The sequence below is a fragment of the Providencia sp. PROV024 genome (genome assembly GCF_032709665.1).
In the GTDB taxonomy this organism is placed as follows: Bacteria; Pseudomonadota; Gammaproteobacteria; order Enterobacterales; family Enterobacteriaceae; genus Providencia; species Providencia huashanensis.
Map to the genome: position 1 here is coordinate 909071 of NZ_CP120545.1, position 14189 is coordinate 923259.

Consider the following 14189-nt stretch of genomic DNA (forward strand, 5'->3'; position numbering starts at 1 on the left):
GAACGTTTTGGCTGCAACTTTCTGTAGGCAAAATGGCAGCGCATGATGACTAAAGGATTGCACTATGAGCGAATCATTAAAAATTACCCGTAATGGCTCCATTTTGGAAATCGTACTTGATAGACCTAAAGCAAATGCGATAGATGCAAAAACCAGTTTTAAAATGGGGGAAGTTTTCCTTAATTTCCGCGATGATCCTTCGCTGCGTGTCGCCATTATAACAGGAGCAGGAGAGCGATTTTTCTCTGCGGGTTGGGACTTAAAATCTGCGGCAGAAGGTGAAGCACCTGATGCCGACTTTGGTCCCGGTGGCTTCGCCGGACTCACTGAAATTTTCAATTTAAACAAACCAGTGATTGCTGCTGTTAATGGTTATGCGTTTGGTGGAGGCTTTGAACTAGCTTTAGCGGCAGATATGATCATTTGCTCTGAAAATGCCAGTTTTGCCTTACCAGAGGCCCAACTTGGTATTGTGCCTGATAGCGGCGGTGTCTTGCGTTTACCTAAAATCTTACCAGCACCGATCGTGAATGAAATGGTGATGACGGGAAGGCGTATGGATGCTCAGGAAGCATTACGCTGGGGGATCGCTAATGAAGTAGTACCAATGGAAAGTTTAATGGAAAAAGCACGTGAACTCGCAGAAAAAATCACTCAAAGTGCACCACTTGCGGTTGCGGCCTTGAAAGAAATTTTTCGCGCAACCGGAGAGCTTACTGTTGAAGAGGGTTATAAGCTTATGCGCAGCGGTGTGCTGACAAACTACCCCGCGGTTTTACACTCCGAAGATGCAACAGAAGGTCCGCTGGCGTTTGCCGAAAAACGTTCACCAAGTTGGAAAGGGCGCTAGTTCATTTAGCAAAGAGGTGAATTTTGAGTTTTTACGCTTTTGAAGGGGTGATCCCAGTTGTTCACCCTACCGCATATGTACATCCATCAGCGACGGTGATTGGTGATGTGATTATCGGTGAAGGGGTATTTGTTGGGCCTAACGCTTCTTTACGTGGAGACTATGGCCGTTTGATCATAGAAAAAGGAGCCAATATTCAGGATTGTTGCATTATGCATGGTTATAGCGATGTCGAAACCATTGTCCACGAGTGTGGGCATATAGGCCACGGAGCTATTTTGCATGGATGTATTATTGGTCGTGATGCATTAGTGGGAATGAACAGTGTGATTATGGATGGAGCCCTGGTTGGTGAACAAAGTATTGTTGCGGCGATGAGCTTTGTTAAAGCTGGGTTTCAAGGCGAACCTCGCCAATTACTGGTTGGCAGCCCTGCACGTTTTGCTCGTCATATTCGTGAGGAAGAATTGCATTGGAAGCAGCTCAATACGAAAGAATATCAAGACTTAGCCATTCGATACCGACAAGGATTACATGAAGCGTTACCCTTGATAGAAATAGAGTTGAATAGGCCAAGGCTCATGGGGACAACGGATGTCAAACCTAAAGGCCAGTAATTAATCTTTGAACGCCCAGTTAAAAGCTGGGCGTTTTCATTATCGACAGTGATTATTATGAAAAAATGAGGTTAGTTATTTTTTTGCTGTTCAGCTTTTTGAAACCACTCTTGAGCCACGCTTTCATTTTTTTCAACGCCATCACCATTTTTATACATCACACCGAGATTAAATTGTGCGGAAGCATTATTTTGTTCCGCGGCTTTGAGAAACCATTCTTTTGCAAGAGTATAACTCTGCGGCGTGCCAATTCCTTTTAGATACAATATGGCAAGCTGATTTTGCGCGGGCGCATAGTTTAGCTCAGCGGCTTTTTGATACCACTCTTTCGCTAAGCTATGATTTTGGTGGTTATATTTTTCATCTTGGTACAATAATCCAAGATTATATTGTGCGGATGGGTAATTTTGTTCAGCGGCCTTTTGTAGCCATTTTATTGCCATTTCTTTATTTTTAATGCCGCCATCACCATTTTTATACATCATGCCAAGATTATATTGTGCAATGACGTAATCTTGTTCTGCTGCCCTTTGAAACCATTCTCTGGCGGAGGTATAATCTGGTTGTTTTTCAGTGTCTTGAATATAGATAAGCCCTAAATTGCTTTGAGCGGGTGCATGCCCTCGTTGTGCAGATTTTAGATACCATTCTTTTGCTAGTGAATTGTTGGGGGGAGTGCCTAACCCGTCTTGATGCATTAAACCTAAATTGTACTGAGCAGCCGCGTTTCCTTGCTCAGCGGCTTTTTGAAACCACCACAACGCTTCTTGATAGCTTTGTTCGGTACCCAAGCCGTCTAAGTATATAAGTGCAAGGTTGAATTGTGCGTTTGCATTTCCTTTGTCTGCGGCACTTTGAAGCCACTTTAAGGCGAGGGGATAGTTTTTCTGGGTTCCGTCACCGTTTAAGTACATTTCACCGAGTTGGCTTTGTGCGTCAATATAGCCTTTATCAGCAGCTTGTTGAAACCACTCTTTTGCTTGAGCAAGATCCTTCTTGGTTCCTTCCCCTTTTTTATGCATTATTCCAAGGTTATATTGAGCTTGCGCGTATCCCTGTTCAGCCGATTTCTGGAGCCAGCCCTTTGCCAGAGTATAACTTTGCTGAGTTCCCAAACCTTGTAAATAAATTATCCCAAGATTGCTTTGTGCAGCGTCATATCCTTGTTCAGCGGCTTTTTGAAACCACTCTATTGCCTTAACATAGTCTTGCTTGGAGCCAGAACCGTTGAAATACATGATCGCGAGTTGATTTTGAGCCTCAATATTGCCTTGTTCTGCTAATATTTTTGTTTGCTCAAAGTTATCATTATTTAACTCTGGGTTTGAATATGCATGGCTTGCCGTTATTAACAATAGCGCGATTAGAAATAATTTATTTTTCATATTAATTATAGGTGATAAATAGCGTCCATTTTCTGCTATGAAAGTTAAGTTTTCTTAGCAACCTTTTAACCTAAACCAATATTCAGTAAATATTTCTCTCTTGGATAGGCAATACTATACAGGCTTATTCTTCCCATAGATGGCTATCATGCCATAAATAATATATTTTTAGAATTATAAAGCTAGCTTTGCATCTCATTTGTTGAGTTGTATAAGTTATTGAAAGTATATCAAGAAAATTAATTTGTTGATTTTCGGCTGATAATACAAAGCGGGAAAAATACGCTTTTATCCCGCTTTGTCGACAGCCTTAACGCAGACTTGAGCCCGTGTTTTTTTGATGTGATCATTATGTTAACGGCGTTGTGCCTTTGATAGCATCCATTGCCATTTTTGCTCTCGATTTAATTCACTCGGTGGCATAGATGCCGCTTTCACTGGAGAATCAATAGTGACTTTTTCAGATTGGTGGTTTCTAAGACGTGCATAAAGTTGATTATCAATTTTTGTAACCTTAATCAGCCTTTGGCACTGACAGCCACGACCCGATAATTTATTCGGGATCATTTTAACTTCACATTGAATTTCAGCTACGTCAGATAAAATATAAGAAACAATATTAACCGCATTAGGGTGAGGGATATCAAAATTATTGGATATTTCTCTGGCGGTGATCCAGCGCCCTTGTTTCATTACCCAGTTAGCAATGGATAAATACAAAGGTTCATTAATATATTGTCCACACATAAGCGCTCCCAAATATATTTATTAAAATTGGCTAAATAAAGAGAAACTATATGCAAATTGTAGTTGGAATGCGTTTATTTGTTTCCTGGTTTTTAAATTAAGAAAACAAAATAATTAAATATTAAAGCCTGGTTAAAATTGTTAAAATCATATAGTCGTTATTATTCAGTGTTACGCTTTGAAATATAATAGGAAAAGCTTTATTGCATAATGCAATGAAAAACCAATATAAGTCAGAGCTTAAGTTACACTGTCATACAGTGACATAGTTCATATTAATGGATTTAAAAATAATTTGCATGTTTTTATTTTCAAAATTTACATTCAAGATAAATATTTTGTATATATTCTGTTTTAGAGTGAATAGAATAAATATCATTGTATATAAGTTTATTATGTTTGGTTTTTTTTATTTATTATTATGATATAAAAATATAGTTAAGATGTAAAAGCAGGGTTTAAAAGTGTTTTTTTTAAAAGTTGCATTGGAAATGAAATAATAGAGTTAAAGTTAACACTCTATTACTGTGTATATAAAAAGAAAATGAGAGTGATTAACTTTGTTATTTAAAAAGGCATTACATTATCATGGTAATGCCTTTTTTCGTTAACCTATTACTTGGCTAAGTAGGTATTAATTGACTTAATAATACCCGTTGCATCTAACCCGAGCTCAGCGATAAGTTCCTCTTGGCTACCTTGAGAAATAAAATAGTCTGGTAAACCAAGGTTTAAAACAGGAATGATTCTTTTTTCCTGCATTAGGAACTCATTCACACCACTACCCGCACCACCCTTAATTGCATTTTCTTCGAGTGTAACGAGCACATCATGGCTGCTTGCCACCTCAAGGATTAGGGCTTCATCTAATGGTTTAACAAAGCGCATATCAACCACAGTCGCATTTAATTGCTCAGCGGCTTCTAATGCATGACTAAGTAACGTACCAAAACACAAAATAGCAACTTTTTCCCCTTGGCGACGGATAACTCCTTTACCAATTTCTAGTGGAGCTAAAGGTTGTAGCTGTGCACCTGTCCCCGTGCCTCGCGGGTAACGAATAGCACTTGGGCCATCTTGGTAATGGTAGCCAGTATGTAGCATTTGGCGGCATTCGTTTTCATCACTTGGTGCCATGATCACCATAGTAGGGATACAGCGTAGGAATGAAATATCAAATGAACCTTGGTGGGTTTGGCCATCAGCGCCAACAATGCCGGCTCGGTCAATAGCAAACATCACCGGTACTTTTTGGATAGCCACGTCATGGATGACTTGGTCATAACCCCGTTGTAAGAAGGTCGAATAGATAGCGACGATGGGTTTATAGCCCCCAATAGCAAGACCAGCTGCAAAGGTGACAGCATGTTGCTCTGCGATCGCGACATCGAAGTATTGATCAGGGAATTCTTTAGAAAACCGAACCATACCAGAGCCTTCGCGCATAGCTGGCGTAATTGCCATTAGCTTGTCATCATCTTTGGCTTCTTCGCACAGCCAATCTCCAAAGATTTTAGAGAATGTCGGTCCCGTCTCTTTGCTTTTGGGTAAAGTGAATGTGCTTGGGTCAAATTTTGGTACTGCGTGCCAACTGATTGGGTCCTTTTCGGCAGGTTCATAACCACGACCTTTTTTAGTCATGATATGTAAAAACTGTGGGCCTTTTAAATCACGCATGTTTTTTAAGGTTTGAACTAAGGCGACGACGTCATGTCCATCAACAGGGCCAATATAGTTAAAGCCTAATTCTTCAAACATGGTACCAGGAACAACCATACCTTTGATATGTTCTTCGGTCTTTTTCAGCAATTCTTTGATTGGCGGTAAGTTAGAGAAAACTTTTTTCCCACCTTCACGTAATGTGGTGTATAGCTTGCCAGAAAGCAGGTGAGCCAAATGGTTATTTAACGCGCCAACATTTTCGGAGATAGACATTTCATTATCATTTAAGATAACAAGCATATCGGGTGCGGCGTCCCCTGCGTGGTTCATGGCTTCGAATGCCATCCCTGCGGTGATAGCTCCATCACCAATCACACAGACGGTTTTACGGTTTTGCTTTTCTTTTTCTGCCGCAATAGCCATTCCTAAACCCGCACTAATCGATGTGGATGAATGGCCAACACTTAAAATGTCATATTCACTTTCTTCACGCCATGGAAAAGGGTGCAAACCATTTTTTTGACGAATAGTATCAATACGGTCACGACGACCCGTTAAAATTTTATGTGGGTAGGCTTGGTGCCCGACATCCCAAACAAGGTTATCAAACGGGGTTTTGTAGACGTAATGTAATGCGACGGTAAGCTCAACTGCACCGAGACCAGAAGCAAAGTGACCACTAGAACGACCAACGCTACTCAGCAAAAACTGTCTGAGTTCATCACACAGCTTAGGCAAACTTTCTTTGGGCAACAGACGAAGCTCATCTGGTGTCTCTGCCAATGCTAGCGTTGGATATTTAGCGATATCAATACTCATTAGGTACTCACTTATAATTAATAAAAAACCCACATATTGAATACTCGGTACTGAAACAGTTATCTAAGTATTGCGGTGCGTAAATTTATCTACGCATATTGTGGGTGATCCTCATTGATTGCCTTTCTATAACTCGCTTAGTGTAAGCAATAGTCTGTCTGTTTTTTGAGTTATAGAATGTTCTGAAGATTCATCAAGGTAATAAATGCCGTAATTATCGACCTTCTTGTTGCCAAAAGGCAAAGCATATTGTCAGTTTTTACGCTCAATAATGAAATTAGCTAAAGCGCTTAGCATTTCTATATTATACCCATATGACTGGATCGTCTCTAAAGCGCTTATTGCATCATGATATAGCTCACGTGCTTTTTGTTGAGCCGCTTCAAGGCCGAGTAAAGATGGGTAAGTGCTTTTTTCGTGCTCAGCATCAGTCCCTTGGCGCTTACCTGTTACCGTGCTGTCCCCGATAACATCTAGGATATCGTCTTGAACTTGAAAGGCAAGCCCGATGGACTGTGCGTATTTATCTAAAACAGGTAGTAATTGATGCCCTTTTTCGCCAGCGGCATAAGCACCAAGGCGAATAGCTGCGCGAATGAGTGCACCAGTTTTATGCAGATGAATACGTTCTAAGGATTCAAGGTCGACGTATTTCCCTTCGGCGTCTAAATCCAGAGCCTGCCCACCACACATCCCAGCAAGGCCACTTGCATAGGATAGCTCGGCTATCATTGCGATACGGTCTTTATCAGCGACATCTGGCATTGGGGCACAAGCAAGTAATTGAAAGGCCAGCGTTTGTAATGCATCTCCCGCCAAGACAGCATTACCCTCACCATATTTTATATGGCAGGTTGGTTGACCTCTGCGTAAATCATCGTCATCCATAGCGGGCAGGTCGTCATGAATTAATGAATAGGCATGGATGCACTCGACAGCGGCAGCTGGTGCATCAAGGTTTTCTTGGTTCACACCAAGCATAGAGCCTACCGCATAAGTTAAAAATGGGCGTAAACGTTTCCCGCCTAATAACGTGCCATATCGCATTGCTTGTGCAAGAGGAAGGTTTGCAAAAGGCATCGCATTTAGGGCATCTAAAAGGTATTGATTGACTCTGTCATAGGTTTGTTTTTGTTGCAGCGTGAAGCTATCTAAATGTTGTTCAGACATAATTTATTCAGTATCAGGTGAAAAATCGGCAAGAGGTTTATTTTCGTCATCACTGAGCAATATTTGTACACGCTGCTCAGCTTGTTGCAGTACTTTTTGACCTTGTTTGGCAATTTGAACGCCACGTTCAAACTCATTCAGAGCGTCTTCTAGAGGGAGGTCACCGGATTCAAGACGAGCGACGATTTGCTCTAGCTCTTGAAGCGAGTTTTCAAAACTAACAGGTGCAACTTGCTGAGATTTTTCTTTAGCCATATTCTTTAGCCACTAATGTTAAATTAGTTAATTCGGGGAATGTTAAATATTTAGCAGACTAACGTAGTCTTGCCACGGTTACAATTTATTATTGGTGTTTTTAGATTCAGTCCGCAAGATAGTGTTATAATACGCCTCTTTATTGACAATTGGTAACCTATACGTGTGTCCTTGTTAAGACACGTTCGTTTGCCCCACAACCATGAACATGCAGCTATTATGAAGTTTATCATTAAGTTATTCCCAGAAATTACCATCAAAAGCCAAACTGTTAGGCTACGTTTCATTAAAATTCTGACTAGCAATATCCGTAACGTGCTAAAACCTCTTGGCGAAGAAATTTCGGTTGTCCGTAATTGGGATAATATTGAAGTGCGTGTGAAAGGGGAAACGAAGCACGACGAAATTTGTGACATGTTAGGTCGTATTCCCGGTATCCACCATATCCTTGAAGTGGAAGAAAAACCGTTTACTAGCCTGCACCATATTTATGAAATGACCCATGAATCTTATGGTGCGTCTCTCGAAAACAAAACTTTTTGTGTTCGGGTGAAACGCCGCGGTAAGCACGAATTTTCATCGATTGAAGCTGAGCGTTACATTGGTGGTGGTTTAAACCAACATATTCCTTCGGCTAAAGTTAAGCTCAAAGACCCAGATACAACCGTGCATTTGGAAATTGAAGATGACAAACTGATTTTAGTTAAATCACGTATTGAAGGTATTGGCGGGTTTCCTATAGGGACGCAAGAAGATGTTTTATCGCTAATTTCCGGTGGGTTTGACTCTGGTGTTTCTAGCTATATGTTGATGCGCCGTGGTTGCCGTGTTCATTACTGCTTTTTTAATTTAGGTGGTGCGGCACATGAAATTGGCGTGAAGCAAATTGCACATTATCTATGGAACCGTTTTGGTAGCTCCCATAAAGTGCGCTTTATTGCTGTAAACTTTGAGCCAGTTGTGGCTGAAATTTTAGAGAAAGTCGATGATGGCCAAATGGGCGTTGTACTTAAACGTATGATGGTGAGAGCTGCGTCTAAAGTTGCGGAGCGTTATGGTGTGCAGGCAATTGTTACGGGTGAAGCGCTTGGTCAAGTGTCTAGCCAAACTTTAACTAACTTGCGTCTTATTGATAATGCTTCTGATACTTTGGTGCTAAGGCCACTGATTTCTCATGACAAAGAACACATAATCAAATTAGCTCGGCAAATTGGGACTGAAGATTTTGCGAAAACCATGCCGGAATATTGTGGTGTGATTTCAAAAAGCCCAACAGTGAAAGCTGTTAAAGCACGAATTGAAGCAGAAGAGGCCAATTTTGATTTTGCTATTTTAGAGTCTGTTGTGGAGCAAGCGCAAAATATCGATATTCGACAAATTGCACAAGAAAGCCTTGAAAAAGTCCCTGAAATTGAAATGGTGAGTGAGCTTTCAATTGAAAATGAAGTGATTTTAGATATTCGTTCAATTGATGAATTTGAAGACAAGCCACTGAATGTAGATGGAATGGAAGTTAAGCACATTCCATTCTATAAATTGAGTACGCAATTTGGTGACTTACCAAAAGATAAAACCTATTTATTATATTGTGACCGTGGGGTAATGAGCCGCTTGCAAGCACTATACCTAAAAGAGCAAGGTTATGAAAATATAAAGGTTTATCGCCCATAACTTAAAACAGGGTGCTTGTATCACCAACGCACAATTAGAGAGAAATGTGGGGGAAATTCCCCCACAAGACTAGTTATCGCAAGATAACGTCGCTTGAACCAGCGTGCTTCCGCTGCTGATACTGAAAGAGCATAGCCTTTCTTGCATTAACAATGAAAAACACAACACCGTAAGACACACGGTAACTAGCCCCAGAAGGGCAATTTTGACCATTCCTCTTGACTCCTTTTCTAAAAGGAGACAGAATCAAATTGTGTGATTTGGAAACTGCCTCGGATTAAGGTTAACATCTAAATTCGGGGCTTTCGTCTTTTTGGCTTTGGCAAATGCTTGAACCAAAATGATCCAAGCACCCACGGCAATCATAGCAAAGATCCACTCGAAATAAATCTATTTACAGTCAGTTTTTATAATAAAAGAATTTAAATTCAATCGGTTATAATGATTTTGATATCATTGGTATTATTATGATTATTGATTGAACTGAAGTAAGAATGGCAAAGAGTGTAGATTCAAAACAGGGTGCTTGTATCACCAACGTACAATTAGAGAGAAATGTGGGGGAAATTCCCCCACAAGACTAGTTATCGCAAGATAACGTCGCTTGAACCAGCGTGCTTCCGCTGCTGATACTGAAAGAGCATAGCCTTTCTTGCATTAACAATGAAAAACACAATACCGTAAGACACACGGTAACTAGCCCCAGAAGGGCAATTTTGGCCATTCCTCTTGACTCCTTTTCTAAAAGGAGACAGAATCAAATTGTGAGTTTGGAAACTGCCTCGGATTAAGATTAACATCTAAATTCGGGGCTTTCGTCTTTTTGGCTTTAGCAAATGCTTGAACCAAAATGATCCAAGCACCCACTATGATAATAGCAAAAAAGGGCTATAAACGAAGTCTTTTTACTGATGGTTTTATTTGATAATCATTATTATTCAGTGGGTTAATGTTATCTGATAACCTATTATGCGATGTTATAAATTTCCATTTAATCTTCTAAATAATCGTTGATCCCATTCGGCAAAACTAGCTGGCTGGCAACATTCCCTGCAATTTCACGACCAACTAAGAGTTCGATTAATTTTAAGGCGAAATCAAAAGATGTTGCGGGACCTTGGCTCGTTAGCAAATTAACTCGCTCATCAAAATAAACTCGGCGGTCAACCCATTTATTGGCTGAAATTTTATCTTTCATGGCAGGATAACCCGTCATATTGCCAAGTGGGAATAGTTGATGGTACTCCAATACAATGGCTGGCGCTGCACAAATAGCTGCGACAATTTTGCCATCAAGATGCATGCGGCGAACCTTTTCGACAACCAGAGGGCTATCACGGAAAGTCTCAGCGCCAGCAAGCCCTCCTGGAAGTACGATTGCGTCAAAAGGTTCATCTGCGACTTTAATTAATGGTGTGTCTGCGACAATTTTCATTCCTCTAGAAGCAGTAACCTGTAAGGAGCTATCCTCAGTTACACTGGCTAAAGTAACATTAATACCGGCTCTGACTAATAAATCTGCGCTAGTCACGGTTTCTATTTCTTCACTACCATGAGCGATGCAAATTAGAACGGAAATCGTCATATTGTTGTTCTCTATTTTTGACTAAATGATAAAGGCGGTCATTTTCAGGAGTACTAAGCCCATGAGCTCGCGCTTGTTTGATTAAAAAACCCGTAATGTAATCAATTTCGGTACGGCGGTTATTGCGCACATCTTGCAGCATAGAAGAATAGTTAGCCGAAGTATTATAAATAATGCTGTATATATACTCGGTTAGCTCTGATTTATCGGTATGTAGCCCTTCTGCTTCCATAACAGCGCAGATTTCATCTATGATTTGTGAAATTTGTTTCGGGTAATCAATTAGCTGCCCATTTTTACAGTCATATTCAACCGTAAGCGGGTTAATCACGCAGTTTGCGATAAGTTTGCGCCAACAGGTTGTTTGAATATGGTTATGCCAAGCGACGTCTGGTAAAGCTTCATGTAAAATATCTGCAATTGGGTAGTAAGCTTGTGCTTGTGAATTAATTGCACCGATATGCGTAATACCATGAGCGACATGGAATACTTGGTTATTTTTTTGCCAAGCAGCGTGTGTTGTGACACCCGCTAAAATTGGGTGGCGTATAGGGGCGAGTTCTTCGATTGTTCCCATTCCATTGTGGAGCAATAAAATTGGCGTATTCTCAGGGATATTACCGAGTAAGGGGAGTAGGGCATCGGAAACTTGCCATGCTTTTAAACACACGATAACAAGCTCACTTGTTTGCAGATGGTTAATATTATTGCAAGGAATAAGTTCTCGGAAAGTACGCCCACTGGGGTCATTAACATCGACAAATAAATCAGACTGAGCAACACGTAACCAACCTTGTGTTTCGTGCCCTTGCAAGGTTAGTGAGGAAAGCCACAATTTACCTATTGCACCACAACCAATTAGGGTTATTTTCATTGTTTCCCCTTTCATATCGGATCTCTAACGTCTTATAAGGTAAGGCGGAAGTGATTTTTTCTTAGTATATACTGTTAATACGTTGAGTTGTAGTAAACGAAATCTAGTGGTCCTTGATAACTTGAAGTAGGGGGAGCAAAGACGGTATTATGCGGGCAACCTAAAAAATAATTAGTCGAGGTTTTAGTTATGCCATCGTTTGATATTGTATCTGAAGTTGAAATGAATGAAGTGCGCAACGCAGTGGAAAATGCACAGCGTGAGCTAACAAGCCGTTGGGATTTCAAAAATGTTGAAGCCAGCTTTGAACTAAATGACAAAAATGAGTCAGTGAAAATCACCAGTGAGTCTGATTTCCAAGTACTTCAGTTAGTCGATATTTTAAGAGAAAAAATGGCAAAACGCGGTATTGATGGTGCGGTATTAAATGTACCAGATGATATTGTACATAGCGGGAAAACCTATAGTGTTGAAGTGACATTCAAACAAGGGATAGACGCTGCTATTGCTAAGAAGATAATAAAATTGATCAAAGACAGCAAGCTAAAAGTACAAGCGCAAATTCAAGGCGACCAAGTTCGTGTGACAGGTAAAGCTCGCGATGACTTACAATCGGTTATGGCGCTCGTGCGTGGTGGTAATTTAGGCCAACCTTTCCAGTTTAATAATTTTCGCGATTAATCATTGTGAAACTTACATGTTAAATAGTTAGCCCATTTATTATGGGCTAACTATTTATTGCTTATTGTGAGTTGATAATCGCTTCGAGTTGTTCCCTGTTAATAATCTTTCTATCAACTTTAACGTAAGCACTTAACTCTTCATCTACAACGAGCGCTTCCATGACTCCATTTTGTGCCTGTAATTTTTGCTCAAGAGCGCGACTATCTTCAATGTGTTTTGGTAATTCGATGCGAATACTGCTGACATAAGGCGGTTGTTGCATTGTTAAGCTAATAACAAACCAGATAACCGTTAAAATTAAGCCACCAATAAAGACAGTGCTTGCCCCTTCAAAATTGTATAACCACCCACCGACAATACCACCGATAGCGACACCTAAAAATTGGCTAGTGGAGTAAACACCCATTGCGGTTCCTTTGTAACCAGCGGGAGCTTCCTTACTAATCAGTGATGGTAAAATGGCTTCCATAATATTAAAGGCAATAAAAAACAGTTGAATACCTAAGAAAATAACCCATAAGTGATTACCTGAAAGCCATAATGTCACTTCAGCAGCAGCGAGCAGTACGATGCAAAATAGAAAGACTTGCTTCATCTTGCGGTATTTTTCAGCATAAATAATGAAAGGCAGTACTGTTACAAAGGCAATTAGCATGGTAACTAGGTAGGCTTTCCAATGATCGGGGGCTAAAAAACCAGCTTTTGTCATAATGAGTGGCAAGGCAACAAAACTCGACATTAACAAGGTATGTAAACATAAAATACCTATATTCAATTTCAGTAATTGTGGCTGAGCAAGAACGGTTTTTAAGTTACCTTGAACAAAGGCTGACTCACGGTTTAAAACATGGGTATTGGTGTCTGGAACAACAAAAATAGTGAGTGCGATAGCGCCGACAGCGAGAAGTGCGATCCCCCAGAATAGGCCATTTAACCCAATCATATGGGTAATAATAGGGCCCAAAACTAATGCGATGGCAAATGTTAAGCCAAAGCTAATGCCTAGAAATGCCATAGCCTTGGTTCGATTTTGTTCGCGGGTTAAGTCAGAAAGTAATGCCATTACAGCCGCAGAAATCGCCCCAGCTCCCTGAAGGGCCCGACCGATGATAATTCCCCAAATAGAATCACTTAATGCAGCAATAATGCTACCGAGAATAAAGATCACTAACCCAATAATAATGAGTGGCTTACGGCCTATTTTGTCTGACATTAAGCCAAAAGGAACTTGGAAAATGGCTTGGCTAAGGCCGTAAATACCGATAGCAACACCAACTAAAAATTCGCTAGCGCCCTGTAAATGCATCCCATAGCTGGTCAAAATGGGTAAAACCATAAACATTCCAAGCATGCGCAAGGAAAAAACAGAACCTAACCCCCAAGTGGATCTAAGCTCTGTGGATGTCATTTTATTATCATTCATTTTTATTCTTCATATTTCGTGCTGTAGCGGTGTTGGCTTCTCTCGGCTCCTTAGGTCACATACTGATGTATGCTCCCTAAGATATCCTCGTTTGCCGCCTTGCTACAACACGAACTATTTTGAATAAAAAAGTGATGTTGTAGCAAAATAATTTAAACCAAACTATCAGTATGTTAGCTGTAGCGGTGTTGGCTTTTCTCGGCTTCTTAGGTCACATACTGATGTATGCTCCCTAAGATATCCTCGTTTGCCGCCTTGCTACAACACGAACTATTTTGAATAAAAAAGTGATGTTGTAGCAAAATAATTTAAACCAAACTATCAGTATGTTAGCTGTAGCGGTGTTGACTTCTCTCGGCTCCTTAGGTCACATACTGATGTATGCTCCCTAAGATATCCTCGTTTGCCGCCTTGCTACAACACGAACTATTTTGAATAAAAAAGTGA

Annotated in this window: 14 protein-coding genes; 4 read left to right on the forward strand and 10 right to left on the reverse strand. The window is 40.4% G+C overall.

Annotated features, from left to right (window positions below; translation table 11 throughout):
- Positions 1 to 64: 64 nt before the first annotated feature.
- Together caiD and caiE are read left to right on the forward strand one after the other, a co-directional pair.
- Positions 65 to 850, forward strand: a complete 786-nt coding sequence (caiD, locus tag P3L56_RS04080) for a crotonobetainyl-CoA hydratase (protein ID WP_129466860.1) — start codon at positions 65 to 67, stop codon at positions 848 to 850.
- Positions 851 to 873: 23 nt separating this feature from the next.
- Complete coding sequence (caiE, locus tag P3L56_RS04085; protein WP_210831853.1) at positions 874 to 1467, forward strand: carnitine operon protein CaiE; 594 nt, start codon at positions 874 to 876, stop codon at positions 1465 to 1467.
- Between the two features lie 71 nt (positions 1468 to 1538).
- Here caiE and P3L56_RS04090 read toward each other — a convergent pair whose 3' ends face one another.
- The 5 genes from P3L56_RS04090 to xseB form a co-directional block, all read right to left on the reverse strand.
- A complete protein-coding gene (locus tag P3L56_RS04090) occupies positions 1539 to 2852 on the reverse strand; it encodes an SEL1-like repeat protein (RefSeq protein ID WP_272686270.1) in 1314 nt (437 codons plus the stop codon).
- Positions 2853 to 3206: 354 nt separating this feature from the next.
- A complete protein-coding gene (gene caiF, locus P3L56_RS04095) occupies positions 3207 to 3599 on the reverse strand; it encodes a carnitine metabolism transcriptional regulator CaiF (RefSeq protein ID WP_042846931.1) in 393 nt (130 codons plus the stop codon).
- A 615-nt stretch (positions 3600 to 4214) separates the two neighbouring features.
- The gene (dxs, locus tag P3L56_RS04100) at positions 4215 to 6080 is read right to left on the reverse strand and encodes a 1-deoxy-D-xylulose-5-phosphate synthase (RefSeq protein ID WP_166685959.1); all 1866 of its coding nucleotides are present in this window, start codon (positions 6078 to 6080) and stop codon (positions 4215 to 4217) included.
- Between the two features lie 252 nt (positions 6081 to 6332).
- Entirely contained in the window at positions 6333 to 7250 is a 918-nt protein-coding gene (gene ispA / locus P3L56_RS04105) for a (2E,6E)-farnesyl diphosphate synthase (RefSeq protein WP_042846929.1), read from the reverse strand.
- Between the two features lie 3 nt (positions 7251 to 7253).
- A complete protein-coding gene (gene xseB, locus P3L56_RS04110) occupies positions 7254 to 7505 on the reverse strand; it encodes an exodeoxyribonuclease VII small subunit (protein ID WP_042846928.1) in 252 nt (83 codons plus the stop codon).
- Between the two features lie 219 nt (positions 7506 to 7724).
- Here xseB and thiI point away from each other — a divergent pair, with 219 nt between their 5' ends.
- On the forward strand, positions 7725 to 9176 hold the full coding sequence (gene thiI, locus P3L56_RS04115; RefSeq protein ID WP_042846927.1) for a tRNA uracil 4-sulfurtransferase ThiI: 1452 nt from the start codon (positions 7725 to 7727) through the stop codon (positions 9174 to 9176).
- A 69-nt stretch (positions 9177 to 9245) separates the two neighbouring features.
- On the opposite strand, the gene P3L56_RS04120 is transcribed toward thiI, so the two are convergent.
- From P3L56_RS04120 to panE, 4 genes are all read right to left on the reverse strand, one after another.
- Positions 9246 to 9389, reverse strand: coding sequence for a Hok/Gef family protein (locus tag P3L56_RS04120; RefSeq protein ID WP_198861142.1), 144 nt, complete (start codon positions 9387 to 9389; stop codon positions 9246 to 9248).
- A 367-nt stretch (positions 9390 to 9756) separates the two neighbouring features.
- The gene (locus tag P3L56_RS04125; RefSeq protein ID WP_004914564.1) at positions 9757 to 9900 is read right to left on the reverse strand and encodes a Hok/Gef family protein; all 144 of its coding nucleotides are present in this window, start codon (positions 9898 to 9900) and stop codon (positions 9757 to 9759) included.
- Positions 9901 to 10167: 267 nt separating this feature from the next.
- Positions 10168 to 10761, reverse strand: a complete 594-nt coding sequence (gene yajL / locus P3L56_RS04130) for a protein deglycase YajL (RefSeq protein ID WP_042846926.1) — start codon at positions 10759 to 10761, stop codon at positions 10168 to 10170.
- The gene (gene panE / locus P3L56_RS04135; RefSeq protein ID WP_042846925.1) at positions 10724 to 11635 is read right to left on the reverse strand and encodes a 2-dehydropantoate 2-reductase; all 912 of its coding nucleotides are present in this window, start codon (positions 11633 to 11635) and stop codon (positions 10724 to 10726) included. The genes yajL and panE overlap by 38 nt, the downstream gene beginning before the upstream one ends.
- Positions 11636 to 11824: 189 nt before the next feature.
- Between panE and P3L56_RS04140 the strand changes: the two genes are divergently transcribed.
- Positions 11825 to 12316 carry a YajQ family cyclic di-GMP-binding protein gene (locus P3L56_RS04140; protein WP_042846924.1) on the forward strand — a complete coding sequence of 164 codons (492 nt, stop codon included), beginning with the start codon at positions 11825 to 11827 and terminating at the stop codon, positions 12314 to 12316.
- A gap of 61 nt (positions 12317 to 12377) precedes the next feature.
- On the opposite strand, the gene P3L56_RS04145 is transcribed toward P3L56_RS04140, so the two are convergent.
- On the reverse strand, positions 12378 to 13742 hold the full coding sequence (locus tag P3L56_RS04145) for an MFS transporter (RefSeq protein WP_042846923.1): 1365 nt from the start codon (positions 13740 to 13742) through the stop codon (positions 12378 to 12380).
- Positions 13743 to 14189 lie beyond the last annotated feature (447 nt).